Below are 24,436 nucleotides of genomic sequence, written 5' to 3' on the forward strand. Positions count from 1 at the left end.
GCCCGCTTACTTGTCGAGCGCCCAGAAGACGGGCATGCCCGACCACAGCTTGTCCAGGCCCTTCAGGTTGGCGCTGGCGGCATAGGCTGCCGAGTACTGACCGGCGTTCACGTAGGGCATGGCTTCGTAGGCGCGCTTCTGGAAGGCGTCGAGCAGCTCCTTGCGTTTGGCAGGGTTCGTCTCCTTGATCCAGGCGGTGCGCAGTTCGTCCAGTGGCTTGTCGCAGGGCCAGCCCGGCAGGCTGGTGCCGCAGGCCGCGCCGAGGTAGGCATTGGCGATGGGCGAGTTGGCGTCGAACTCGCCAGCCACCGTGACGTACATGTTCCAGCCGCCGGATTCGGGCGCATCCTTCTTGGCGCGGCGTGCGCCGATGGAGGCCCAGTCGGAGTTCTGCATGTCGACGTTGATGCCGATGCTGCGCATGGTCTGCGCCGCCATTAGCGCCTCGGCGTTGAGGTAGGTGATGTCGGTCGGCACCAGCAGCACCACCTTCTCGCCCTTGTAGCCCGATTCCGCCAGCAGCGCCTTGGCCTTGGCGATGTCGGGCTTGCGGAATGGCTCCGCGCCGGCGGCCGTCTCGTTGGGGCCACCGCAGATGAAGAACGTGGCGCAGTAGGTCACGCGCATGTCGAGCGGATAGCCCATGGCGGCCGTGAACTTCTCCTGGTTGGTCGCCATCGCCACCGCCTGCCGCGCCTTGGCGTTGTTGAAGGGCGGGAACATGTGATTGAAGACCAGGAAGCCCTGGTAGGCACCACCCGAGCCGATCTTCACGCTGGTGTCGGTGCGCAGCGGCGCGATGTAGTCGGCCGGCAGTTGTTCGACGAAATCGACTTCGCCGCGCTTGAGGGCGGCCACCGCGCTGTTGGCGTCGGGAATGTAGAGCCATTCGACGCGATCGACGTGGCTCTTCTTGCTTCCCGAAAGGCCGCTCGGCGCTTCGCTGCGCGGCACGTAGTTCGGGTTGCGAACGAACACCACCTTGTTTCCGGGCACCCATTCGTCGCGCTTGAAGATGTAGGGGCCGGAGCCCAGCACTTCGGTCATCGGCGAAGTGGTCGGCAGCTTGGCCAGGCGCTCGGGCAGGATCACCGGCGGAAAGCCCGAGGGCTTGGCCAGTGCGTCGAGCACCATGCCGAAGGGCTCGTTGAGCGTGAGCGTGAAGTTGCGTTCGTCCACCGCCTTCCATTGCGCGCCGGCAGCGCCCATGGCGCGGCCAAGGCTGTCCTTGGCACCCCAGCGCTGCAGCGAGGCGACGGCATCGGCCGAGGTGACCGGCGTGCCGTCGGAGAACTTGAGCCCGGGGCGCAGCGTGAAGCTCCACTCCTTGCCGTCCTTCGAGGTCGTGTACTTCTCGACCATCTGCGGCTGCGGCTTGCTGTTGGCGTCTTGCGCGAACAGCGTGTCGTAGACCATGTAGCCGAAGTTGCGCGAGATGTAGGCGGTGGTGAACGTCGGGTCGAGGATCTTCAGATCCGCATGGGCCACGACCTTGAGCGTCTTGGTCTGGGCCAGCACGGGGAGGCTGATCCCCGCCAGGCCAATGACGCCCAGGGCAAGGGCGGCGAGTTTGCGTCGGTTCATCTGGAGTTCTCCTCTGGGTGGTCGAAAACGAAGAAGGTCGGAATCAGGTGGCAGCGCCGATGGGCCACTTGGGCAGGCGCGCCTTGCGATAGGGCAGGGTGTTCAGGTCGAGCGTGACGGCACCGGGCGCACCGGCGTAGATGACATGCGCGGCCACTTTCGAGAAGGACGCGTAGAAGTGCTGCGACGACTTGACCACGATGATCTTCTTGGCCGCCAGATCGCAGCCCAGCTGCGTGAACAGGTCGGTGCCCATGGCCTGGTTGCGCAGGGTGATGAGCACGATCTCGATGCCGTCGGCATCGAGCAACGCGCAGTCGCCCAGCGGCACCGGCGTGTTGGCCAGGCCGGTCATCACCATGTCCGGATGCAGCGCCTTGACGGTGCACATGAGGTCCATCGGCTGGCCCGACAGGGGGCTGATCTTGCCGCCCACGCGCATCGCCAGGCGTGCGCCCTCGCCGGCCTCGAAGGCAATGCGCACGGCGATCGGGTCCCACAGCGGGCCGAGCGCCGCGTTGCGGATACCGCGCTCCACCATGCGGCGCAGGATGAAGGTGCTGTCGCTGGCGGCGCCACCGCCTGGGTTGTCGGCGCCGTCGGCCAGCACGACCGGCCCGCCGTCGAAGGCAAGCGCCTGGTCGAGCGATTCGTCGATGCCGGGGTAGCGCACCGTCAATGCGTCGCGCATGCCGATCAGCTCGTCCGCCAGGCGTCGCGCCAGCGTGTTGGCCTGGGAGGCATCGCCATCCGTGTAGACCAGCAGCTTGGTGCCCATCTCCGGCACGTCGCCCCACGAGAAGCCGTGAGCCACCGAGATCGACAGCACCCCGTTCTTGCCCTCCATGGCCTGGATGCGGTCGACGAAGCCACGCGCTGGTTCGCGCGAGGTGTGCATGGTCACGATCATGTCGCAGTCGACCATCGCCGCCACCGGCTTGATCTTCTTCTGCACCATGGCGGCGCACAGGTCGACCAGTTCGAGTCCGCGTTCGAGCACGTCGGTGTGCGGGTATTCCTTGAATGCGATCAGCAGGTCGGACTTCTCGACCATCAGCGGCGTGAGGTGGCTGTGCGGATCGAGCTCGGCACCCACCACCACGTCGGGCCCGACGATGTCGCGAACCCGCGCGAGCAGGTCGCCCTCGCAGTCGTCGTAGCCGTCGGCCACCATCGCACCGTGCAGGCCGAGCACCACCATGTCGACCGGCAGCGCCTTGCGCAGGTCGGCCAGCAGTTCCTCGCGCAGCGTCTCGTAGGCGTGGCGCGTGGTCGTGCCGCTGGGCTGCGCGCCGGCCACCATGCCTTCGACCAGGTCCCAGCCCTGGTCCTTGCCGCGCAGGCGGGCGGCCCACAGCGGGCCCGAGAAGAAGGTCATCGCGTCCGGATGCTGGCCGGCCGGAAAGTAGCCGCGGTCGCGAAACGATGCCAGGCCGGTGGGCATGGGGCCGAAGGTGTTGGTTTCGGTGGCGAGTGAGCCGCTGAACACGCGCATCGTGGGTCGCTCCTGGAGATTGAAGGTCAATGGGGTTGCTGTGCGATCAGGCCGCCAGGCTGGCGGTTCGTGCGCGCAGGCGCGCCGGCGAAAGCATCTCGGCCGTGAGTCCGAAGCTCGCCACATGCGCCGGCACCGGCAGGCCGCGCACCAGCGCCGCGCAGGTCTCGCCCATCGCGGGCGAGGTCTGGATGCCATAGCCGCCCTGGGCGGCCACCCAGAAGAACCCGGGCACTGCGTCGTCATAGCCGCCGACCAGATCGCCATCGGCCACGAACGAGCGCAGCCCGGCCCAGGTGCGCGTGGGCCGGCGGATGCTCAGGTCGCACGCCTCTTCCAGCCGATGGATGGCGATGGCGATGTCCATCTCTTCGGGCTGCACGTCCTGCGGATCGACCGGGTCGGCATTGGCGGGCGAGCCCAGCAACATGCCGGCGTCGGGCTTCATGTACCAGTCTTCGTCGGCGCCGATGACCATCGGCCATCCGCTGGCATCGACGCCTTCCGGCGGCGCGAAGATGAAGGCGGAGCGGCGGCGCGGCTCCAGGCCTATCGGCTGAGCGCCCGCCAGCGCCGCGAGTGCATCGGCCCACGCGCCGGCGGCGTTGACGACCACCGGTGCCTGGTAGACGGCGCCGCCGGCATGCACCTGCCATTGGTCGCCCTCGCGGTGCATGGCGGTGACTTCGGCGTCGCACACCAGTTCACCGCCCTGGCGGCGCATGCCGCGCAGGAAGCCCTGGTGGATGGCGTGGACGTCCATGTCGGACGCGTCGGGCTCGAACACGGCGCCGAGCACGCGTTCCGGTCGCAGGACCGGCACCATGGCCTGCGCTTCGGCGGCGCTGAGGCGACGGGCTTGCGGCGCGACGGACTGCAGCACCTGCCAATGCGCGTCGAGCTGCGCCGCCTGCTCGAAGTTGGCGACGAACACCGCGCCGCGCGGCGTGAGCAACGGATCGTCGCCGAAGTGAGCCGGCGGGCTGGTGAAAAAGGCCCGGCTTGCCATGGTGAGCGCGCGCACCTGGGGCGTGCCATAGCTTTCCATGAAGACGGCGGCGGAGCGGCCCGTGGAGTGATAGCCCGGCTGGCTCTCGCGTTCGAGCAGGATGACGCGGCCATGCGCGGCCAGGCTGTGCGCCACCGATGCGCCGGCAATGCCGCCTCCCACGACCAGGTAGTCGGCAGTGCGTGCGGCGGGGGCTGTCTGTGGGCTCATCGGTCAGGGGATCGTTCTATATCGCGGCGGCAAGTCTATTGACAAATTTGCGCATAAGCAAATCAATGGCAGGGCTTTCCGGGTAAACACGGGTGCATCTTCATGGTGCAATTTGCGTTCAAGCAATTTGCATTCACGCAAAATGCGAGCCAGGTCCGAAATGGCGAGCTCGCATGCCATCCGAGCGCTGCTGGCAGAATCCAGCACGGTAAGAACAGGAACACATCCGTGAAGAACCCTTCACCTGCACCCGCCGCCAAGCCGAACGCCGAAGCGCACACGCTCGATCGCGAGACCTTCGGCAAGCGGCTGCGCGCCGCGCGCAAGCACTTCGGGTGGACGCTGATGCAGCTTTCGGAGCGATCGGGGGTGTCGATCACCACCATCTCGCGCGCCGAGCGCGGCCAGTTGGCGCTGGGCTACGAGAACTTCGCCGCGCTCGGCCAGGCGCTGCAGATGGACATGGGGGCGCTGTTCGCCGAAGCAGGCCGCAAGAACAAGCCCTTTGCGGGGCCGGTGGTCACGCGCAGCGGCGAAGGCGTGGTGTATCGCGGCGCGTCGATGACGTACGAGTTCCTGGGCACCGAATCGGTCGGCAAGCGCATGACGCCGGCGCTGGTCAAGGTGCATGCGCGCTCGGTCGGTCCGGAAGACTTCGTGCGCCATCCGGGCGAGGAGTTCGCGCTGGTGCTGTCAGGCGCGATCGAGGTGCATTTCGACACGGGCGAGGTGGTCAAACTGTCGCGCGGCGATTCGCTCTACTTCGACAGCCGCATCGGCCATGCCTACATGAGCGTGAGCCGCGAACTCGCTCGGGTGATCGGCGTCATCAGCGAGCCGGGCACGCCCACGCAGGCGGGGCATGGCAGCGGCTGGCTGGCTGACATGCGTTGAGGCGGTGAAAGTTACCGGGCCGCCGGCTTGGCAAACAGCTGGTCGACCAGTTCGGTGAGCTTGGGTTCGGTGCGCACGAACTTGTTCAAGTTCGCGCCGCCCGATAGCGAGTCGTAGATGGCTCGACCGGCTTCCTTTCCCTCCGCGTATACGCGCAGGTCAGCGCGGGCCAGATAGATGGCAAGGTCCCAACGGTAGATGGCCTCGTAGGTACTGAGCAGTGGGCACGAATCCACCGGGGCCTTGTCAGGAAGGCTGCGGACTAGGAAGCCCTTGCGCTCGAGCACGCCTACGTAGACATCGTGAAAACCGTCCTGAACCACTTCGCTGTTCCGGACGACACAGAGATCTTGCGAGGCTTGCCCCAACGTGTAGGGCGACACCTGTTGCGTGATCGAGCAGCCCGAAGCGGTCAAGACAACTGCCGCAAGGACGATGAAGCGGGAATACATGCAATGCCCTCCGTATCACTCGTCGTTCACCGTCTCCGGCTCCGCCGGCACCAGGACTTCGAGCAGTTCGCAATCGTCGGACCAGCCTACCACCGTGTGGCGGATGCCGGGCGGCTGAACCCACGACGAGCCGGCCACCAGGCGCTGGCGGCCGATCCCTTCGAAGTCGGTCTCGAACCAACCCTTGAGGCAATACACCATCTGGAACTGCACGTTGTGGTGGTGCTTGCGGCTCAGGCTCGGATGGAAGGGCGCCGTCATGCGGATCACCTGCGCCTGCGCCAGGCCGCCCGTGGCCGCCGCGACGCCCAGGTCGCGGTACGACGAATAGTCGCGCAGGCCGTCGCGCTTGAACGCAGCTTCGTCGTGATGGCTGATGGCGAAGTGTTGTGCCTTGCCGTCGTCGGGCATGGGTTGCATGGTGTGTCTCCGTTGGCCGCGTGAAATGGAAAAGGCCCGGCGCGGGCCGGGCCTTTCATTGTGGGCGCATTGGCGCGCCCGCGTCGTGTTTGCTGTCAGGCGTCAGGCGCGCTTGAGGTCCGGATAGCGCACGTGCGTCACCAGTTCCTGCGTCTCGCGCTTGGGTGCTCCGGTCAGCAGGCTCACGATGATGATGACCGCGAAGCCGACCGGCACGCCGAACAGACCGGCCGAGATGGGCTGGATGTCCCACCACAACTGCACCGGGCTGGTCACGCCGAAGATGGAGCGCATCCACGGCTGCGTGGTGGCCATGTAGTAGAAGGTGACGCCCAGCCCGCACAGCATGCCGAGCGAGGCGCCCCATTTGTTGGCCCGTTTCCAGAAGATGCCCAGCACGAGTGCCGGGAAGAAGGACGCCGCGGCGAACGAGAAGGCGGCCGATACCAGGAACAGGATGTCCGCCGGTTTCTGCACCGCTACCGCCGCCGCGCACAACGCCACCACGAGCAGCAGCGCCTTCGACACCGCCACGCGGCGCGAGGCCGGAGCGTTCGGGTCGATCATCTTGTAGTAGAGGTCATGGCTGAGCGCGTTGGCGATCGTCAGCAGCAGGCCGTCGGCGGTCGACAGCGCCGCCGCGAGGCCGCCTGCGGCCACCATGCCGGAGATCACGTAGGGCAACCCTCCGATCTCAGGCGTGGCCAGCACGATGATGTCGCCGCCGATCTTCATCTCCGACAGCTGGAAGATGCCGTCCTTGTTCACGTCCGTGACCGACAGCAGCGATGGATCGACCGCGGACCAGTTCGCGATCCATGCCGGTAACTTGTCGAATGGCGTTCCCACCAGCACGTTGAAGACCTCGAACTTCACCAGCACCGCCAGGGCAGGTGCCGTGAAGTAGAGCAGGAAGATGAAGAACAGCGACCACGACACCGACTCGCGCGCCTCCCTGACCGAAGGCGTCGTGTAGTAGCGCATCAGGATGTGCGGCAGCGCGGCCGTGCCGACCATCAGGCAGAACACCAGCGCCAGGAAGTTGCGCCTGGAGGTGTCGAACGCCTTTTGAGCCGCTGCATCGCCGTTGGGGTCGCCCGCATAGATCTGCGCATGGTTGGGCATGCCGCCCAGCGGCCTGGCCTGGGCCGTGTTGGCAGCGCGTGCCGCTGTCCAGGCCTTGCGTGCGGCCGCTTCGTCGGCAGGCACGGCAGCCAGCGCCTGGCGTGCGGCATCGATCTGCTCGGCCGTGCCGCCGGATGCCTGCAACTCGGTGACCTTGCGCTGCGCCGCCGCACGCTCCGCGTTGAGCGATTCGGGCAGGCCCTTGATCTTGGCGTCGAACTCCGCGGCGCGGGCCTTGAAGATGTTGACCACCTCCAGCTCCTTCGGGTCGGTGCGCAGTTCGTCGCCGCGCTTCGACACCTTCTCGAGCTGATAGCCATAGATGGCCTGCGGCACCGGCACGCCGGTCTGCTTCACCGACAGCCACACCACCGGGATCATGTAGGCAATGATCAGGATGATGTATTGCGCCACCTGCGTCCACGTGACGGCGCGCATGCCGCCGAGGAACGAGCACACCAGGATGCCGGCCAGGCCCACGAAGATCCCGACCTCGAAGGCCAGTCCCGACAGCCGCGCGGTAATCAGGCCCACGCCGTAGATCTGCGCCACCACATACGTGAAGGAGCACAGGATCGCCGCCCCGATGCCGATCAGGCGAGGCAGGTTGCCTTCGTAGCGCGCGCCCAGGAAGTCCGGGATGGTGAACTGCCCGAACTTGCGCAGGTAGGGCGCCAGCAGCAGTGCGACGAGGCAGTAGCCGCCCGTCCAGCCCAGGATGAAGGCCAGGCCGCCGTAGCCCGTCAGGTACAGCGTTCCCGCCATGCCGATGAACGAGGCCGCGCTCATCCAGTCGGCGCCCGTGGCCATGCCGTTGTAGATGGCCGGCACGCGACGCCCCGCCACGTAGTACTCGGCCGCGTCCGTGGTGCGGCTCATGATCCCGATGCCCGCATAGAGCAGCACGGTGGCCAGCAGGAAGATGAAGCCGATCCAGTTGCGCGGCAGGCCCATCTGCTCCAGCACCGCCAGGACGATGATGAAGGCGATGAAGCCGCCGGTGTACCAGCCATACACCTTGTTGAGCTGCTGCTTGAAGGCGCGCCGGTCGCTGGCGCTCGAGGCGCTGGCGCTTGATCCGAATGTTCCAGCCATTTCAGCCCTCCTCGGCAACGCCGTGTTCGATGTCCAGGCGCGCCATGTAGCGCGCGTAGAACCAGATGATCACCACATACACGACCAGTGCCCCTTGCGCAGCCACCCAGAAGCTGAACGGCCAGCCGAAGAAATTGAAGCTCAGGTCGCGGGCGAAATAGCCGATCACGAAGGTCACGAAGAACCAGATCGCCAGGAGGATCCCGGTCATCCGCAGGTTCTTGCGCCAGTAGTCGCGCTGCGTTTCCGTCAAGTCATCCATTTGCTGTGTCTCCTGCATCGCGGCGCGATGCGAGCGTTCTTGCCGACTTGCACATGCACGCCGCCGCCCCGCCGGTCTGGCTGGTCGGATGCGTACGCTTTCGGCCCGCTTCTTGGAGTTGTGTGGCGGGAAGGAACTCGGTGCCTCCTCGGCATCCGATTCCGTTCGGTTCAGGAAGCGAGCAGCCCGGTCTCGCGTTCCAGTTGTTCGGCAATGCGGGGCTCGAAGCCGCGCAGGTGTCGGATGATCCGGCGAGCCTCGTCCGGGTGCTGGCAGTCGGCGTGCACGCGCGCCAGGTGATACCAGCCGTAGGGGCTCATCGGTTGCAGTTCGGTGTTGCGCTTGAGCGCGGCCAGCGCCTCTTCCTGGCGGCCTTGGCGCTGCAGGGCCAGGCCCATGCCGTACCAGGCGCGATCGAATTTGGGATCGAGCGCCAGCGCCCGCTCGAATGCGGCCACCGCTTCCGCATCGCGCCGCGCGGCGTCGAGCAGGAAGCCGAGGTTGAACCAGTCGCCCGCGCCCCGCGCAGGATGCGCAGCCACCAGCCGCTGAGCGTCTTCGATGGCGGCATCGCCGCGGCCCGATTGGGCCCGCAGGAAGCTGCGGCTCGACAGGGCATAGGCATCGGTGGGCCAGATTTCGAGCATGCGGCCGAAGACCGCTTCGGCTTTTTCGCGGCGGCCGGCCAACAGCCAGGCCATGGCCTGCAGGCGAAGGCGCCAGTGGTTCAGCGGCATGCCTGCACTCCGATCTGCATGCAGATGTTTACCTTGGCCAGCGTGGCCACGAGCCAGACCACGGCCAGCAGCAGCAGCGTGGCCAGCGGAACGTGCCGGTCGAGAACGATGCGGGGCGTGATGGCGCGCACCACCCGCGTGAAGGGCTGCGTGAGCACCTGCAGCAGGCGATAGAAGAAGTTCTCTTCGCGCTTGCGCCCGGCCAGAAGGCCCAGAAGCCATTGGCCGATCAGGGCCAACAGGGCAATCTCGGCGATCAATTTGACGGACGACGCGAGCAGCAGCACGATATCTCCGGGCTTGGATCTTTGTGGCGCGATTGTTACGCTTTGCCTTACTGCTTTCTTACGTAGTGGGGCGTCATGCGGGCTATCACGCTCGGGGCTTTCCCTCATCCCGGGCGCGATGCACCTGCGGCGCGGTGCTTCCTGCAGAGTTGTCGTGCGCCGCATGCAGGAGTCCCGCATGGACGAGCAGACCGTTATCGCGCGCCTTGGCTTTCGCAAGTGGTACGAGCGCGAACTGCTGTTCAGCCATGTGCAACTGGTGCTGCTGGTGCTTTCGCTGGTCGGCCTGCTCGGTGCGCTGGAACTGGCGGGCGACCGTCACGGCATGGCGCGTTTGACGCCGCTGGTCTGCGCGCTGGCGAGCGGCGCCGTGGGGCTGTGGGCGCTGCGCCGCTACCTTTGGCGGCTGGCGCATGCGCAGCAGGTGGCCGCGCAGGCGGTGTGCACGGCCTGCCAGGCATGGGCACGCTGGGACGTGGAGCGCGAGAGCGTGCCCGCGGCCGACGAGGCGCCGCGGATGCGTGTGCGTTGCCGGGGATGCGCCAACGTCTGGGACATCGCGCTCTAGCGCTGACCTGCGGATACGAGTTTCCTGGCGTGCCGGCTTGCGCGCCGTCGCGGTCCCCATAGAATCCGCGCGGTTGGTGCAAATGCACGCAAACTGACTTCACTATTAAAAGAAATGGACGAGCGCTTCATGCTCGTTCTTGTGTCAGCGACTCAGGGGGGAAAATCATGAAAGTCATTCAACGGCTGGTCCGCGTGGCCATCCGCAGCATCTTCTGTGGCTTGGCTGTGGCACTTGCTGCCCTTCCGGCTCATGCCGACGACGCCTACGCCCGCACCCGCTATCCCATCATGCTGGTGCATGGCGCGCTGGGCTGGGGTGACATTGGCGGCTATGACTACTTCTACGGCATACCGGACGCATTGCGCGCCAGCGGCGCACAGGTCTTCGTCGCCCAGGTCTCGGCGTTGAACAGCAGCGAGGCGCGCGGCGAGCAACTGCTCACGCAAGTTCGCCAGGTGCTCGCAACCACGGGCGCCGCCAAGGTCAACTTGATCGGTCATTCGCACGGCTCGCCCACCAGCCGCTACGTGGCCGCCGTCGCGCCTCAACTCGTCGCCTCCGTCACGTCGGTGGGCGGCGCCAACGGGCCTTCGAAAGTGGCCGATCTGATCGTGTCCACACCGGAAGGCCCATTGCGGTCGGTGGTCCTGGGCGCATTCCAGGCCGTCGCCGAGATCATCGGCAAGCTGTCGGGCAAAGTCGGACTGCCCGAGAAGGCCGACGCATCCGGCCTGGCGTTGTCCACGCTGGGCAGCGTTGCCTTCAACGAGCGCTTTCCTCAAGGCCTGTCGCGCGATTGCGGAAATGGCCCCGAACTGGTGCAAGGCGTGCGCTACTTTTCCTGGACCGGCACGCAGCCGTTGACGTCGATCGTCGACCCGAGCGACGCGCCGCTGGGCCTGCTCTCCCTCGTGCATGGAGAACCAAACGACGGGCTGGTGACCGTCTGCAGTTCGCGCCTGGGTCGCCATCTGGGCGACTACCCTCAGAACCACCTGGACGAGATCAACCAGTTCTTCGGCATGCGCGATCCGTTCTCGGTCAGTCCCGTCACGCTTTACCTCGAACAAGCGAATCGGCTCAAGACGCTGGGGCTGTGAGTCATGGGGCGTGCATCGAGGATGCCCCTGTGGGGCGTGCTGGCCGCGCTCCTCCTGGGAAGCGTGGCATTGGCCGTGTGGGACGGCGGCAATGATGCCAATGCCTTGCTCGCGGCCAACCAACCTGCGACGCCGGCGCCCATGCCCCCGCCTGCACCGATGCCGGCGCCTCGATCGCCGACTTCGGCGACCGAGGCGGCTTTGCCCGACGTGCTGCTTCAGCCCGATCTCCTGCGCCTGTTCGAGCAGTTGCTGGGCGAGGCAAGGTCCAGGGACAAGGCGAGCCTGCTGAAGGAACTGCGTGGCAAGCTGATTGAACGCCTGCCGCCCGGCTGGCACGAGCGCGCCCTGGGCTTGCTGGACCGCTACATCGACATGCGCGCTGCAATGGCGTCCATCGCCCGTCCGGACCCCAACGATCCGGACGCGCTCCGCAGAGCCATGGACATTCGCGATGAATTGCGGCGCCGCTACTTCACTGCGGAAGAAGTGGAAGGCCTCTTCGGCGCCGACATGAGACTGGACCGTTTCGCGCTCGACAAGATGGACATCCTTCGCGATGAACGGCTCGAAGCCGCCCAGAAGCAGGAGGCGATCGCCAAGTTGGAGCAGACGCACCACCTGTCGACCGAGCAACGTCAATGGCGGCAAGAGGCGACACTGGCCGATCAGGTGGGCCGCCAGACCGAGGCCCTGATCGAGCATGGCGCCACGCCGCAAGAGCGCTTTGCCCAACGTGCCCGGGTCCATGGACCCCAAGCGGCGCTTCGGCTGGCCGAACTGGACGAGCAGGAGACCAGTTGGCAGCAGCGCCTCGACCAATACGCCCATGCCGGCGCCGAGCAGCAGGCGCGGATGCGCGATCAGCTCTTCAGCCCCGAAGAGCAACTGCGCCTGACAGGTGCGCTGGAATTGCGCGCCGCCAACCGCAAGCAGCAAGAGGCCAGGGTGCGGGATTGACGGCGTCGGTCGCGCCCGAGTTAGAGCGTTCGATCTAGGGGCTCACCCGAGCAGCTATTCCGTTGGGCGGATTTGCCCGGCGCGCACGGCACTGGAAACTTGACGTTTCCGGCACACGTGCCGAAGGACGGAGCGCGGATGAGCTGGCGAACAAAAGTGGTTTGGAGCGAGGGCATGCTGCTGCAGCCCCAGCACCTACAGCAAAGCGAACGCCACGCAGACCATGCTCGTCATCTGCTGCTGAGAAGCACCACGCCACATTGCTGGGGCTTCACCGAGCTGGAAATCGACAGCGCCGCACTGCTGCTGGGCAAGCTCGCGCTGGTTCGTGCGGTGGGTGTGTTCGGCGATGGCACGCCCTTTGACATGCCGTCGGTCGATCCGCTGCCCGAGGCGCTGGACATTCCCGATACCGCCAAGAGCGAGGACATCGTCCTGGCGCTGCCCCTGCGACGTGCCGGCGCGCGCGAGTCTGATGCCGAAGCCTACGAAGACCTGGTGCGCCACCGCGTGACCGAGGTCGACGTGCCAGACGCCAATACCGCCGGCGAGCGCAGCGCCACCTTGCAACTGGGCGCGCTGAACACCCGACTGATGCGTGCGGGCGATGCCACCGACGCCTGGTCCACCTTGCGCGTCGGGCGCGTGGTGGAGCGGCGCGTGGACAACCAGGTCAGCCTGGACCGCAGCATTGTCCCGCCGGTGCTCGATGTGGCGGCGCATGCGTTGCCCCGGGCATGGCTCGATGAGCTGTTGGGTCTCTTGCGCCAGCGTGGCGACGAACTGGCCTCATCGCTGACAGCGGGTGGCACCGGAGGTGTGGCGGAGATCGCCGACTTTCTCATGTTGCAGACCGTCAATCGCAACGAGGCGGTGTTCGCTCATCTGGCACAGCCGGGGCTGCTGCACCCGGAGCGTTTCTTCGAGCATGCTGTGGCGCTCGCGGGCGACCTGATCAGTTTTCGCGACGGGCGCCGAACCACGCGCTTCGGCCCCTACGTGCATGACGATCTCGCAATGTGCTTTCGGCCGGTGATGGAGGATCTGCGGCGCAGCTTCTCGGTGGTGATCGAGCGTGCGGCCATCCGCATCGAACTGCATGAACGCAAGAACAACGTTCATGTGGCGCTGGTCAAGGATGTGGAGCTTCAGCGCAAGGCGACCTTCGTGCTGGCGGTCAATGCCCAGATGCCGGGCGAGGCGTTGCGGGCGCGGTTTCCGACGCAAGTCACCATCGGGCCAGTCGAGCGAATCCGGGACCTGGTGACGCTGGCGTTGCCGGGCGTGGCGCTCACCGCGATGCCGGTAGCACCGCGCCAGATCCCGTTCCATGCGGGTGCGAGCTATTTCGAACTCGAAACCCGAAACAGCGATCTGTGGCGCCAGCTCGAGCAGTCTGGCGGCATGGCGATGCATGTCGCCGGCGACTTTCCCGGCCTCGAGCTTGCATTCTGGGCGATCAGGCCGGCCTGACCGCCCGGCTGTGCTTCAGCGCATGTAGTCCACGAACTGCCACCACTCGTTGTCGACCGGGGTGGTCGGGAAGTACCAGTACTGGTTGGCGGTCTTCAGGCGGAAGACCATGTTGCCGGCGTTGAACAGATCGCCAGGTTTTCCGAACCGGTTGTTGGTGCCCCATGCGCGAAGGCTTTCGCTCTTGCGGGGTTCGTCCTTCTTGGAGTGGCGGCCGAGATACGTCCAATCTCCATTGCTGGTCTTGTCGATGGGGAAGTACCAGGGGGAGTTTGACGCCTTGCGGAAGTACTCGACGTCGCCGTTGTACGGGTTGTCATAGACGAAGATGTCGCCGATCACCACGCCGGCTGCATGTCGCTCTTCCCACGTATAGAGGCGGCGGCCGGAGTGGTAGAGGTCATTGATGACCGGGTAACCCCTGCCGATGTACTGCCAGTCGGCGTTCGTCTGCCCAATGGCCGGGAAGCTGCCGGCCGCGCCGGTCTTCAGTGCCCGATAGAGTTCAGGCGTGTCGCCCTTCGGATTGGCGGCATACATCAGGCCCTTGACGGTCTTGTTCGACGAGTTGGGCCACGGTTGGATACCCCGGTAACCATTGCCCACGCCGATCACGTTGTTCTTGCCGTCGAGGTACGAGCGTGAATCGATGTCGGCCTGCGTCATGTTCGAGGTGACCAGAGCGGGCGTGCAAGGCATCGGGTTGTCGTTGTGGTAGCTCTCGCCGCTGGCCGATTTGATCGCCGTTGTCTTGCCGTAGTTGCCTTGTGGCGGCATGTAGGTGGTCAACGAATGACGCAGCGTGTCGCACTGATAGGGCCCCCAGAAGTATTCGAGGAACAGGCCGTTTGACTGAGTGAGTCCACCCCACGACGGCGGCGTCTGCAGTTCGCCCAGAATGTCCGCGCGGCTGGTGGTCAGGTCGGTGAGGATGATTTGCCACCAGCCGGTCGGCTTGGTCGGGCTGCGCTCGAAGCGGAAGCGGTACTCGTGCCCGACCTTCCAGTCGTAAGTGCCCTGGATGGAGCTGCACTTGCCGAACTCGTAGCAGTTGATGGCAGGTATGGCGCCACTGACGGCGTTGAAATATGGAGCGTTGGCCGGCACGTTGTCCTGCCAGAGGCTGACGATCGCCCGCTTGGTGCCGCCCGAGCGCTGCAGGCCCAGATAGCCGCCGGACGCGCCTTGAAATGTCACGTACTGCGCAAAGTAGACCGACGATGGGGACGACCCGTTGGACTGCGGGTACGTTTCACCAGGGTCCACGTCGATGCGGAAGAAGAAGTCGCGAACGTCAGGCGATGGATCCGCCAAGGTCCATCCCCCGGAGGGTGTGACCGCAAAGGCCGTGTTCAAGACTAACAAAAACAACAACCCGGCGGTTGTCAATACTCTTCTCATGCAAGCTCCCTAAACTGCTTTGTTTTAAGAAAAATGCGCATCACGGCAAGCCGCGCCCGAAGGCTCGTCTTGCCGTGATCGCGATGACTACTTCTAGTGCGTGTAGTCGACGAACTGCCACCACTCGTTGTCGGTCGCGACGGTGGGGAAGTACCAATATTGATCGGCGGTCTTCAGGCGGAAGACCATGTTGCCGTAGCTGTAGAGATCTCCTGGTTGGCCATAGCGGTCGTTGGCGCCCCAGTTCGTCCGCAGCTTCTCGGTCTTCAGGGCCTCGCCCTTGATGGCATGGCGACCGAGATACCTCCAGTCGGCATTGCTGGTCTTGTCGGTCGGGAACTTGCCCGAGACGGCCGTTGCCTTGCGGAAATACTCGATGTCGCCGTTGCTCGGGTTGCGATAGATGAAGATGTCGCCGACCATCGCCTCGCCGGCATTGCGCTCATCCCACTCATACAGGCGGCGGCGCATCTGAACCAGGTCGTTGATCACGGGGTAGCCCATGCCGAGGTTGTAGGCGTCCTCGGGTGTCGGCGTGCCGGTCTTCAGCGCCGAGTAGAGCACCGGCGTGGGCGAGTCCGCATCGAGCGAATAGATCAGGCCGGCCACGGACTTGAGCGACGAGTTGGGCCAGCGATGGACGCCGCGATAGGCGTTGCCTTCGGCCACGACGTTCTTCTTGGCATCGAGGGATGAGCTCGAATCGATGTCCTTCTGCGTCATGTCCGGCGAGCGCAGCCCGGGCGCGCAGGGCATGAGGGTATCGTTCTGGTAGCTGCTGCCGCTGGCTTGCTGGATGGCCGTCGTCTTGCCGAAGTTGCCCTGCGGCGGCATGTAGGTGACCTTCGAGTAACGCAGGGTGTCGCATTGGTAGGGGCCAGCGAAGTACTCGAGGAAGAGATCGCTTTGCCGCGCCAGTCCGCCCCATGACGCCGGCGTCTGCATTTCTCCCAGCAGTTCCGCCCGGCTGGTGGTCAGGTCGGTGAGGATGATCCGCCACCACCCGGTCGGGTTGATGGGGCTGCGCTCGAAGCGGAACCGGTACTGGTGCCCCACTTTCCAATCCAAGGGCCCCTGCAGCGACGTGCAGGGAGCGTCTTCCCGGCATTCCACGACGGGAAGGGCGCCCATGAACGCATTGCTGTAGGCCGCGTTGGCAGGGTTCTTCTTGTCGTGCCACAGGGTGATGACGGCCTGCTTGACGCCGTTCTCGCGCTTCAGCCCCAGGATGCCGCCGTCGCCGCTTTCGAAGACGATGTACTGCGAAAAGTTCACCGATGACGGCGCCCCGCTGGATTGCGAATACGCGTCGCCGGGATCGACGTCCACCCGGAAGAAATAGTCGCGAACGTCGGGCGATGCGTCTTTGAGTACCCAGCTGCCCGCCGGCGTGACTGCGGACGCGGTGCCCCAGATGAGTGAGGAAAAAACCAGACCCATGCCCCTAAGTTGCCTGTTCATTGATGCTCCCTTTGTGATTTGCCGGCGCGTGTTTTGATTGCGTGAAATATTCCGGCTGGACGCACGGCGCAGACTAGCGAAGCCGTTGCCCGGCACGGCCCAACCCGACGCCGAATAAGAAGTTTCCGCCGCAGTTTCAGCAAAGTCCCATGGAAAGCCATGGGTCGTGGGAGCGAACCAACGGGCTGAGCAAACGCGCTAGTCCGTAAGGCGGATTTGCCTGTGGTGGATCGGGTCCGACACTCCCTGTCTCGACGGTTGTCGAAGGACGGAGCGCGGCGAATGAGTTGGCAAGAACACCGGACCGGAGGAAGGAGATGCACTCGCCATGACGAGCACACCTGACCCCTTCGCCGGCTACGAATCCGAACGCACGGTCATCAAGCCCCGCCCGCGCGCGTCCGCTGGCGGCCCGGCGCCTGTGCAGCCCGCGTCTGGCGCCGCTCCGGCCGGCACGCCCGATGTCGGCGAACTCGGTCTGGTCAATCCGCTCGTTTCGGCCGCCGGCAAGTTGCTCGTGCTCATCGGCAAGCTGCGCGGCATGGTGCAGCCGCGCGATGTCACGTCGCTGCGCGCCGCGGCAGGCGATGCCGTCCATCAGTTCGATGCCGACGCGCGCCGCGCGGGCATTGGCAACGAGACGGTGCTGGCCGCGCGCTACGTCTTGTGCACCGCGCTGGACGAAGCCGTGGCCAACACGCCCTGGGGCGCGCAGGCGGGCTGGAACAACCAGAGCCTGCTCGTGCAGTTCCACAACGAGGCCTGGGGCGGGGAGAAGGTCTTCCAACTGCTGGGCAAGCTGGCCCAGGACGTGCCCAAGCACCGCGACCTGCTCGAACTCATCTACTGCACGCTGGCGCTCGGCTTCGAGGGCCGCTACCGCGTGCAGGACAACGGCCGCGCCCAGCTCGACAGCGTGCGCCAGCGCCTGGCCGACCTGATCGCCAAGGATCGTCCCGCGCTGGAGCCGGCCTTGTCGGCGCACTGGAAGGGCGAGGGGGCCGGCACCGTGCGGTTGCGCGACTCGCTGCCCCTTTGGATCATTGGCGCGCTCTTCCTGCTGGTGCTGGCGCTGTCCTGGTTCGGCCTGCGCCTGTGGATGAACAACCGATCCGACCAGACCTACACCGACGTGGCCAGCCTGCGCGTGCCGCAGTTGCAGATCGCGCCACCGGCGGTCGTCATTCCCGCCAAGGCGCCGCGCCTGGCGAAGTTCCTCGAGGCCGAGATCAAGCAGGGCCTGGTCACGGTGACCGACGAGGCCGACCGCAGCACCGTGCGCCTGCGTGGCGACACTCTCTTCGCGTCCGGCAGCGCCGACCCGATGGCGTCCTCGCTGCCAGTGCTCGGGCGCATCGGAGACGCATTGGCCGAGGTCAAGGGCGAGGTGCTCATCACCGGCCACTCGGACAACGTGCCGATCCGCTCATTGCGCTATCCGTCCAACTGGAACCTGTCGAACGCGCGTGCCGAGTCCGTCAAGGGCGCGTTGTCCACGCGCGTCGATCCGATCCGCATGCGTGCCGAAGGCCGGGCCGATTCCGAACCCCTCGCGCCCAATGACACGCCTGCCAACCGCGCCAAGAACCGGCGCGTCGAGATCGTGCTCATGGCACCGCCCGAGCGCGTGGCCGCGCAGCTGACGGAGACGAAGCGATGATCCGCAAGCTCCTTCGCACGATCTTCAATCCGCTGGTGCTGACGCTGGTGGCACTGTTGGTGCTGGCCGTGCTGATCTGGTGGGTCGGGCCGCTCATTCGCGTGGGCGAACACGTTCCGCTGGCCAGCGAGATGGCGCGCGCCATCGTGATCGGCGCCGTCGTGCTCCTGGTGCTGCTGCGCGCGCTCTGGCGCCGACTGCGCGTTCGCAGCGCCAGCCGGCAGTTGAGCGACAGCCTCATGCAGGCGCCCGCCGCGCGGCCGGCCGAGCCGCAGAATCCCGAACAGAAGGTGCTGGACGAGCGCTTCACCGAGGCGGTGGCCACGCTCAAGCAGATGCGGCTTTCCGCCGCCGGCAAGAAGCCGGGTCTGCGCGACTGGCTGTCGCTCTCGGGCGGCAGCTATCTGTACGACCTGCCCTGGTATGTCTTCATCGGTGCGCCGGGCGCCGGCAAGACCACCGCGCTCATCAACTCGGGCCTGTCATTTCCGCTGGCCGAAAAGTTCGGCCCGGGCGCCATCCGTGGCGTGGGCGGCACCCGCAATTGCGACTGGTGGTTCACCGACGACGCGGTGCTGATCGACACCGCCGGCCGCTACACCACGCAGGACAGCCATCAGTCCGAAGACAAGAGCGCGTGGGATGGCTTCCTGGGCCTGCTCAAGAAGGTGCGACCGCGCCGCCCGCTCAATGGCGTCTTCCTGAGCATCAGCGTGGGCGATCTGCTCACCCACAGCCCCGAGCAGCGAGCCAATCTTGCGGCCGCGCTGCGCGCACGCCTGCTTGAACTCGACACCCACCTGGCCACGCGGCTGCCCGTCTATGTGCTGGTCACCAAGACGGACCTGCTCTACGGCTTCTCCGACTACTTCGACGATCTGAACAAGGACCAGCGCGCGCAGGTGTTCGGCTTCACGCTGTCGCTGGCAGAAGGCGAGCAGGTGGCGCAGCAGGCATCGCAAGGCATCGGCGCCGCATTCCAGCGCGAATTCGTGCTGCTGCATCGCCGCCTGAACGACGGCGTGATCGATCGCATGCAGCGCGAGACCGACGGCGCGCGCCGCAGTGCGATCTTCGGCTTTCCTGCGCAGTTCGGCACCATCGGGCCGCTGGTGGCCGATCTGCTGGAGCAGGTGTTCACCGGCTCGCGCTTCGCCCGCACGCCGTGGGTGCGCGGCGTGTACTTCACCAGCGGCACGCAAGAGGGCAGCCCGATCGATCGCGTCATGGGCGGCATGGCGCGCGGCTTCGGGCTCGACCGGGCGATGCTGCCGCCGCAGAAGAACAGCGGGCGAAGCTACTTCATCACCACCTTGCTCAAGCAGGTGGTGTTTCCCGAGCAGAACCTCGCGGGCGCGGACGTCAAGCTCGAACGCAAGCGCCACGCGCTGCGACTGGCCGGCATCTCGGCGATGGCGCTGGTCACGCTGGCGCTGCTCGCAGGCTGGGGGTGGAGCGCCTGGCGCAATCTCGACTACCTGCAATCGGTGGAGGCACGCGTCGCGCCCGCACGCGAAACGCTGGCTGCCCTGCCGAAGACGGTGAGCAACCTGGTGCAGGTTGCGCCGATGCTCGACGGCCTGCGCAACATCTGGCGCACGCCCGCCAACCGCGAGGGCGATCCGCCGCTGGGCATGACGCTGGGCCTGTACCAGGGCGACAAGCTGGACGCCGCGGCCCGGCTCGCGCACCAGCGCGCACTCAACGAAGCCTTTCTGCCGCAGATCGCCAAGCGCATCGAAGACCAGTTGCGCACGGCCCAGAAGGACAACCTCGAATACACCTACGAGGCGCTCAAGACCTACCTGATGCTGCATCAGCCCGAGCACTTCGATGCCGACGCGCTCAAGGCCTGGGTCACGCTCGACTGGCAGCGCAACCTGGACCGGGGCATCTCCGAAGACCAGCGGCGCATGCTCGAAGACCAGTTCGACCAGCTCATTGCGCAAGGTCCCCCACGCTCGCCGCTGCCCACCGACGAAGCGCTGGTGGCCAACGTGCGCGCGCTGCTCGCCAGCTACCCGCTGGAGCAGCGCGTGTTCAGCCGACTCAAGCGCCAGAAGCTCGGCGCCGACGTGCCGGCTTTCACGGTGGCATCGGCAGCCGGCGCCTCGGCGCCGCTGGTGTTCGAGCGCGTGAGCGGCAAGCCGCTGACCGAAGGCGTGCCGGGCCTGTTCACCTTCGATGGCTATCACAAGCGGTTCCAGCGCGAGGTGGTGGTCGTGACGACCTTGCTGGCGCAGGAAGATCCGTGGGTGCTGGGGCAGCAGCGCAACGTGGCCGACCGGCTGCGCGATGCGAGTGCGCTCGGCGACCTCACCGACCGCGTCCGGCGCCTGTACCTGCAGGAATACGTGAAGGTGTGGGATGCCTTCCTGGCCGACGTGCGCCTGATCCGCGCCCCGACGCTGGACAAGAGCATCGAGGAGGCGCGCATTCTTTCCGGTGCCGTCTCGCCGCTCGCGCTGTTCCTGCGCGGCGTGGTCAAGGAGACCACGCTCATCCCGCCCGACAACGGCAAGGACGTCGTCAGCAAGGCCAGCGACACCGTGCGCAGCGCGCGCCAGGGGCTGGAGGCCTTGCTCGGCGGTGGTGGCGGCAGCGGCGGTGGCGCTGCCATCGCGCCGCCGGGCAAGCGCGTCGAAAGCATCGTCGACGACCACTTCGAATCGCTGCGCCGGCTGGTCACGCCGATGACGCCCGGCACGCCCGCGCCCATCGACGAGGCGCTCAAACTCTTCAACGAGGTGTACGTCTACCTCACGGCGGTGCAGACGGCGGTCAACTCGCGCAGCTCGCCGCCACCGGGCGACGTCGCGGGCAAGCTCAAGAGCGATGCGGGTCGGCTGCCCGAGCCCGTCCGCTCGATGATCGAGGACTTGAGCCAGGCCGGCGCCACGCAGGCCAGCGTGGCCGAGCGCGGCAACCTCAACCAGGACCTCAAGCCGGTCAACGAGTTCTGCCAGCGCGCCATCGCGGGTCGCTACCCGTTCGTGCAGAAATCCAAGCGCGATGTGCTGCCCGAGGACTTCGGCCAGTTCTTCGGCCCGGGCGGCATGATGGACGACTTCTTCCAGAAGCGGCTGGCCCAGTCGGTGGACACCAGCACCCATCCGTGGCGCTACAAGCCGGTGGCCGAGCGTGCCGGCGTGACCACGCAGGCACTGGCGCAGTTCGAACGCGCGGCGCGCATCAAGGACATCTTCTTCCGTGGCGGCGGGCGAGGCCCGGCCATGCGGCTGGACTTCCGGCCCGTCGAGATGGACGCCAGCATCTCGCAGTTCGTGCTCGACGTCGATGGCCAGCTCGTGAAGTACGCGCATGGCCCCGTGGTGCCGATGGCCGTGCAGTGGCCCGGCCCCAAGGGCAGCAACCAGGTTCGCCTGGAGTTGAGCCCGCCGTCGACGTCCGGCCCCTCGGGCGCCACCACCGACGGGCCCTGGGCGCTGTTCCGCCTGCTCGACGATGGGCAACTCGAAGCCAGCGACGCGCCCGAGAAATTCTTCATGACCTTCCAGGTGGGCGCACGCCGGGCCCGCTTCGAGGTCACCACCAACAGCGTTCAGCATCCCATCCGCCTGAAGGAACTGCGCGAGTTCGCTTGCCCGGAAGGCCTATGAGCGACACCGACACCTCCCGCATCGAAGCGCACGCGCTGCCGGGCTGGTGGGGCAAGCTGCCGGGTATGGGCGACTTTGCCCATCGGCGCCTGCCCGATGCGTTTCGCCACGACTGGGACCGCTGGCTGCAGGGTGGCCTGCAGCAATTGCGTGCCCGGCATGCCAACTGGAACGAGCGCTACCTGCAAGCGCCGCTGTGGTGCTTCATCCTGGGTGACGGCGTGATCGGCGAAGGCGCCTGGATCGGCGTGCTGATGCCGTCGGTGGATGCCGTCGGCCGGTACTTTCCGTTCACCGTGGTCGACAGCCTCAAGCCGGTACCGGCGGAACTGCATGGGCAGTGGATGCTGCATGCGCTTCGTTGGTTCGAACTGGCTGCGCAATGCGCCATCGACGGCTTGGAGCAGGACTTGGACGCGCCGCGATTCGAGGCGCTGCTGCACCAGCGCTTCGCCCCGGGCGCGATCGAAGACCCGGTGCCCGGCCAGGACGCCGCCGATGCGCTGGCCCTGCCCGAGTACGGCCAGTCGCTCTGGTTCACCGATCCGCAGGCACAAAGCGGCCAGGGCATGAGCACGCTCGGGCTGCCGCAGGACGAGCAGTTCGATGCGCTCTTCGGCTTTCCGACGGGCGAGGGGCTGGCCGAGGAGGGGCCCGCGCCATGAGCAGCCAGATGCCCCCCGACGATCCGCAGGACACCACCCGGGTGATCGGCGCCCAGGCGGATGCGCCTGCGCCGGGCACGCCAGCCGATGGCGGCGCCACGCCTTCCGAAGCCGGCCTGCTGCCCGTGGGCAGCCGCCTGGCGGAGTTCGAGCTGACCCGCGTTGTCGGCCAGGGCGGCTTCGGCGTGGTCTATGAAGCCTGGGACACCGACCTGGAACGCGTGGTCGCCATCAAGGAATACCTGCCGGTCTCGCTGTCCACGCGGCAGACGAGCGGCACCGTCGCGCCGCTGTCGGAGCGCACCCGCGAGACCTTCGACCTGGGCATGCGCAGCTTCATCAACGAGGCGCGCCTGCTGGCGCAGTTCGACCACCCCTCGCTGCTGAAGGTGCTGCGCTTCTGGCAGGAAAAGGGCACGGCCTACATGGCCATGCCCTTCTATCGCGGCGAGACGCTGCGCCAGGCACTCAACGCGCGTGGCAGCGCCGGTGTGCCCGAAGACTGGCTCATGGACATCCTCGATGGCGTGACCCAGGCGCTGGCCGTGATGCATGCGGCCAACTGCTACCACCGCGACATCGCGCCCGACAACATCATCTTGCTGGAAGACTCGGGCCGTCCGGTGCTGCTGGACTTCGGCGCGGCGCGCCGCGTCATCACCGACAAGACGCAGGCCATCACCGTCATCCTCAAGCCCGGCTATGCGCCGATCGAGCAGTACGCCGAGATGCCGGACATGGTGCAAGGCGCCTGGACCGACGTCTACGCGCTGGCCGCCGTCATGCATGTGGCGGTGACGGGCCGGGCCCCGCCGCCCTCGGTGGCGCGCATGCTCAACGACAGCTACGTCCCGCTGGCGAGCGACGACACCTTGCGCACGCGCTACAGCGCCCGGTTGCTGTCGGCCATCGACGCGGGGCTGGGCGTGCGGCCGGAACAGCGTCCGCAGTCCATGGCCGAACTGCGCGGGTTGCTGGGCCTGTCCGGCGGTGGGGCCCCGCCCGCGTCGCGACGCATGGTCGATGAGGGCGACGAGCGCACCGTCATCGTCCCGGCGGGCAGCGCGTCGTCCCACTCGATGCCCGCGGGCACCGGCCGCCCGAGCGGCGGTGGCGCCCGCATCGGCATTGCGGCAGCGGTCGTCCTCGCGCTCGCGGGCGGTGGCGGCTGGTGGTGGATGCAGCAGCAGAAGGCGACATCGCCGACGGCGACCGATGACAACGTGGCCGCGCAATCCGGCCCGTCGCCAGCGGCAAGCCCAACGCCGCCTGTTCCTGCTGCGCCGACGCCTGCGCCAGCCGTCAGCGCCGCTACGCCGTCCGCACCGGCTCCGGCTGCGCCGCCATCGACGGTCGCGCAGCCAACGACGAACCCCGTGCCGCCGCCCCCCGCGCCGGCTGCGGCCAAGGCGGTGACGCCGGTCGAATCGCTGCGCTTGCTGGCGCGCGGCGCCACGCCGGGCTTCGACGTGGTGGCCAAGCCGTCGAAGGCCGAGGTCAGCATCGGCAAGGACGCGCTGGGCTTCGAGGTGCGCAGCAACCGCGCGGGCTTCGTCTACGTGTACCTGCTGACTTCGGGCAACGAGATGTTCATGCTCTTTCCGAACCAGCTCGACAAGTACAACAAGATCGCGCCGGGCGCGCCGATTTCTCTGCCGCGCGCTTCCTGGCCCATGAACTCCGGCGGCCCGCCTGGCGCCAACGAGTTCGCCGTGCTCGTGAGCGAGCACGAGCGAGATTTCTCCGGTGCCGGCGTGCAGGACGGCAACAACATCTTCCAGCAGTTCTCGCTGCCCGCCGTCGCGGCGCTGGAGGCTTCGCGCGGCACAGGCCCGGCACCCTTGCTCGGCCGTGTGGTGTGCGCGCCAGACACCCCCTGCCGAGATGCCTATGGCGTTGGCTATTTCAGGATCGTCGAGAAGTGATCGTTTGCGAAGACAGGGGTGCCCGCGCGG

The 24,436-nt window shown here is 66.6% G+C and carries 20 protein-coding genes; 9 read left to right on the plus strand and 11 right to left on the minus strand.

The genetic code is table 11. The features are described 5' to 3' along the window. Window positions 1-6 precede the first annotated feature (6 nt). Genes QTH91_RS10570 through QTH91_RS10580 form a run of 3 tightly spaced genes read right to left on the minus strand, consistent with a single transcriptional unit; the run spans window position 7 to window position 4,298 of the window. Complete coding sequence (locus QTH91_RS10570) at window positions 7-1,584, minus strand: ABC transporter substrate-binding protein (RefSeq protein WP_286660039.1); 1,578 nt, start codon at window positions 1,582-1,584, stop codon at window positions 7-9. A 43-nt stretch (window positions 1,585-1,627) separates the two neighbouring features. After that, a complete protein-coding gene (locus QTH91_RS10575) occupies window positions 1,628-3,079 on the minus strand; it encodes a M81 family metallopeptidase (RefSeq protein ID WP_286660636.1) in 1,452 nt (483 codons plus the stop codon). Window positions 3,080-3,125: 46 nt separating this feature from the next. Next, complete coding sequence (locus QTH91_RS10580) at window positions 3,126-4,298, minus strand: NAD(P)/FAD-dependent oxidoreductase (RefSeq protein ID WP_286660040.1); 1,173 nt, start codon at window positions 4,296-4,298, stop codon at window positions 3,126-3,128. 228 nt (window positions 4,299-4,526) lie between these two features. Between QTH91_RS10580 and QTH91_RS10585 the strand changes: the two genes are divergently transcribed. After that, window positions 4,527-5,192: a helix-turn-helix domain-containing protein gene (locus tag QTH91_RS10585; protein ID WP_286660041.1), complete on the plus strand. Its 666-nt coding sequence runs from the start codon at window positions 4,527-4,529 to the stop codon at window positions 5,190-5,192. Between the two features lie 11 nt (window positions 5,193-5,203). Here the strand turns inward: QTH91_RS10585 and QTH91_RS10590 are convergent, their stop codons facing one another. The 6 genes from QTH91_RS10590 to QTH91_RS10615 all read right to left on the minus strand — a co-directional run bounded on the left by QTH91_RS10590 (window position 5,204) and on the right by QTH91_RS10615 (window position 9,570). Continuing rightward, entirely contained in the window at window positions 5,204-5,644 is a 441-nt protein-coding gene (locus tag QTH91_RS10590; protein ID WP_286660042.1) for an Sbal_3080 family lipoprotein, read from the minus strand. A 15-nt stretch (window positions 5,645-5,659) separates the two neighbouring features. Further along, window positions 5,660-6,064: a cupin domain-containing protein gene (locus tag QTH91_RS10595; RefSeq protein WP_286660043.1), complete on the minus strand. Its 405-nt coding sequence runs from the start codon at window positions 6,062-6,064 to the stop codon at window positions 5,660-5,662. 102 nt (window positions 6,065-6,166) lie between these two features. After that, window positions 6,167-8,284 (minus strand): sodium:solute symporter family protein, encoded by a 2,118-nt coding sequence (locus tag QTH91_RS10600; RefSeq protein ID WP_286660044.1) that lies wholly within the window; start codon window positions 8,282-8,284, stop codon window positions 6,167-6,169. 1 nt (window position 8,285) lies between these two features. Further along, window positions 8,286-8,546: a DUF4212 domain-containing protein gene (locus QTH91_RS10605; RefSeq protein ID WP_286660045.1), complete on the minus strand. Its 261-nt coding sequence runs from the start codon at window positions 8,544-8,546 to the stop codon at window positions 8,286-8,288. Window positions 8,547-8,716: 170 nt separating this feature from the next. Next, entirely contained in the window at window positions 8,717-9,283 is a 567-nt protein-coding gene (locus tag QTH91_RS10610; protein ID WP_286660046.1) for a tetratricopeptide repeat protein, read from the minus strand. Then, complete coding sequence (locus tag QTH91_RS10615) at window positions 9,274-9,570, minus strand: YggT family protein (RefSeq protein ID WP_286660047.1); 297 nt, start codon at window positions 9,568-9,570, stop codon at window positions 9,274-9,276. Before QTH91_RS10615 ends, QTH91_RS10610 begins: the two co-directional genes overlap by 10 nt. Window positions 9,571-9,748: 178 nt before the next feature. Between QTH91_RS10615 and QTH91_RS10620 the strand changes: the two genes are divergently transcribed. The 4 genes from QTH91_RS10620 to tssK all read left to right on the plus strand — a co-directional run bounded on the left by QTH91_RS10620 (window position 9,749) and on the right by tssK (window position 13,674). Then, entirely contained in the window at window positions 9,749-10,138 is a 390-nt protein-coding gene (locus tag QTH91_RS10620) for a hypothetical protein (protein ID WP_286660048.1), read from the plus strand. A 167-nt stretch (window positions 10,139-10,305) separates the two neighbouring features. Continuing rightward, window positions 10,306-11,241: an esterase/lipase family protein gene (locus tag QTH91_RS10625; protein ID WP_286660049.1), complete on the plus strand. Its 936-nt coding sequence runs from the start codon at window positions 10,306-10,308 to the stop codon at window positions 11,239-11,241. A 21-nt stretch (window positions 11,242-11,262) separates the two neighbouring features. Further along, complete coding sequence (locus QTH91_RS10630; RefSeq protein ID WP_286660050.1) at window positions 11,263-12,201, plus strand: lipase secretion chaperone; 939 nt, start codon at window positions 11,263-11,265, stop codon at window positions 12,199-12,201. A gap of 138 nt (window positions 12,202-12,339) precedes the next feature. Next, entirely contained in the window at window positions 12,340-13,674 is a 1,335-nt protein-coding gene (tssK, locus tag QTH91_RS10635) for a type VI secretion system baseplate subunit TssK (protein ID WP_286660051.1), read from the plus strand. A gap of 15 nt (window positions 13,675-13,689) precedes the next feature. Here the strand turns inward: tssK and QTH91_RS10640 are convergent, their stop codons facing one another. Both QTH91_RS10640 and QTH91_RS10645 read right to left on the minus strand, forming a co-directional pair. Continuing rightward, the gene (locus QTH91_RS10640) at window positions 13,690-14,988 is read right to left on the minus strand and encodes a DUF3472 domain-containing protein (RefSeq protein WP_286660052.1); all 1,299 of its coding nucleotides are present in this window, start codon (window positions 14,986-14,988) and stop codon (window positions 13,690-13,692) included. A 180-nt stretch (window positions 14,989-15,168) separates the two neighbouring features. Next, complete coding sequence (locus QTH91_RS10645; RefSeq protein WP_286660053.1) at window positions 15,169-16,536, minus strand: hypothetical protein; 1,368 nt, start codon at window positions 16,534-16,536, stop codon at window positions 15,169-15,171. Window positions 16,537-16,864: 328 nt separating this feature from the next. Between QTH91_RS10645 and QTH91_RS10650 the strand changes: the two genes are divergently transcribed. From QTH91_RS10650 to QTH91_RS10665, 4 genes are read left to right on the plus strand one after another with little or no spacing between them, the layout of a single operon-like run. Beyond that, a complete protein-coding gene (locus QTH91_RS10650; protein ID WP_286660054.1) occupies window positions 16,865-18,196 on the plus strand; it encodes a DotU family type VI secretion system protein in 1,332 nt (443 codons plus the stop codon). Further along, entirely contained in the window at window positions 18,193-21,816 is a 3,624-nt protein-coding gene (gene tssM / locus QTH91_RS10655) for a type VI secretion system membrane subunit TssM (protein WP_286660055.1), read from the plus strand. The genes QTH91_RS10650 and tssM overlap by 4 nt, the downstream gene beginning before the upstream one ends. Further along, window positions 21,813-22,481: a type VI secretion system-associated protein TagF gene (gene tagF / locus QTH91_RS10660; RefSeq protein ID WP_286660056.1), complete on the plus strand. Its 669-nt coding sequence runs from the start codon at window positions 21,813-21,815 to the stop codon at window positions 22,479-22,481. The genes tssM and tagF overlap by 4 nt, the downstream gene beginning before the upstream one ends. Then, a complete protein-coding gene (locus QTH91_RS10665) occupies window positions 22,478-24,406 on the plus strand; it encodes a serine/threonine-protein kinase (RefSeq protein WP_286660057.1) in 1,929 nt (642 codons plus the stop codon). Before tagF ends, QTH91_RS10665 begins: the two co-directional genes overlap by 4 nt. Window positions 24,407-24,436 lie beyond the last annotated feature (30 nt).

Origin of the sequence: Variovorax dokdonensis, assembly GCF_030316895.1 — a bacterium.
Classification (GTDB): Bacteria; Pseudomonadota; Gammaproteobacteria; order Burkholderiales; family Burkholderiaceae_C; genus Variovorax; species Variovorax dokdonensis.

Coding starts and splice junctions, on each gene's coding strand:
- QTH91_RS10570 (WP_286660039.1), bottom strand. CDS start 1,584: ATGAACCGACGCAAACTCGCCGCCCTTGCCCTGGGCGTCATTGGCCTG.
- QTH91_RS10575 (WP_286660636.1), bottom strand. CDS start 3,079: ATGCGCGTGTTCAGCGGCTCACTCGCCACCGAAACCAACACCTTCGGC.
- QTH91_RS10580 (WP_286660040.1), bottom strand. CDS start 4,298: ATGAGCCCACAGACAGCCCCCGCCGCACGCACTGCCGACTACCTGGTC.
- QTH91_RS10590 (WP_286660042.1), bottom strand. CDS start 5,644: ATGTATTCCCGCTTCATCGTCCTTGCGGCAGTTGTCTTGACCGCTTCG.
- QTH91_RS10595 (WP_286660043.1), bottom strand. CDS start 6,064: ATGCAACCCATGCCCGACGACGGCAAGGCACAACACTTCGCCATCAGC.
- QTH91_RS10600 (WP_286660044.1), bottom strand. CDS start 8,284: ATGGCTGGAACATTCGGATCAAGCGCCAGCGCCTCGAGCGCCAGCGAC.
- QTH91_RS10605 (WP_286660045.1), bottom strand. CDS start 8,546: ATGGATGACTTGACGGAAACGCAGCGCGACTACTGGCGCAAGAACCTG.
- QTH91_RS10610 (WP_286660046.1), bottom strand. CDS start 9,283: ATGCCGCTGAACCACTGGCGCCTTCGCCTGCAGGCCATGGCCTGGCTG.
- QTH91_RS10620 (WP_286660048.1), top strand. CDS start 9,749: ATGGACGAGCAGACCGTTATCGCGCGCCTTGGCTTTCGCAAGTGGTAC.
- QTH91_RS10625 (WP_286660049.1), top strand. CDS start 10,306: ATGAAAGTCATTCAACGGCTGGTCCGCGTGGCCATCCGCAGCATCTTC.
- QTH91_RS10630 (WP_286660050.1), top strand. CDS start 11,263: ATGCCCCTGTGGGGCGTGCTGGCCGCGCTCCTCCTGGGAAGCGTGGCA.
- tssK (WP_286660051.1), top strand. CDS start 12,340: ATGAGCTGGCGAACAAAAGTGGTTTGGAGCGAGGGCATGCTGCTGCAG.
- QTH91_RS10645 (WP_286660053.1), bottom strand. CDS start 16,536: ATGAACAGGCAACTTAGGGGCATGGGTCTGGTTTTTTCCTCACTCATC.
- QTH91_RS10650 (WP_286660054.1), top strand. CDS start 16,865: ATGACGAGCACACCTGACCCCTTCGCCGGCTACGAATCCGAACGCACG.
- tssM (WP_286660055.1), top strand. CDS start 18,193: ATGATCCGCAAGCTCCTTCGCACGATCTTCAATCCGCTGGTGCTGACG.
- tagF (WP_286660056.1), top strand. CDS start 21,813: ATGAGCGACACCGACACCTCCCGCATCGAAGCGCACGCGCTGCCGGGC.
- QTH91_RS10665 (WP_286660057.1), top strand. CDS start 22,478: ATGAGCAGCCAGATGCCCCCCGACGATCCGCAGGACACCACCCGGGTG.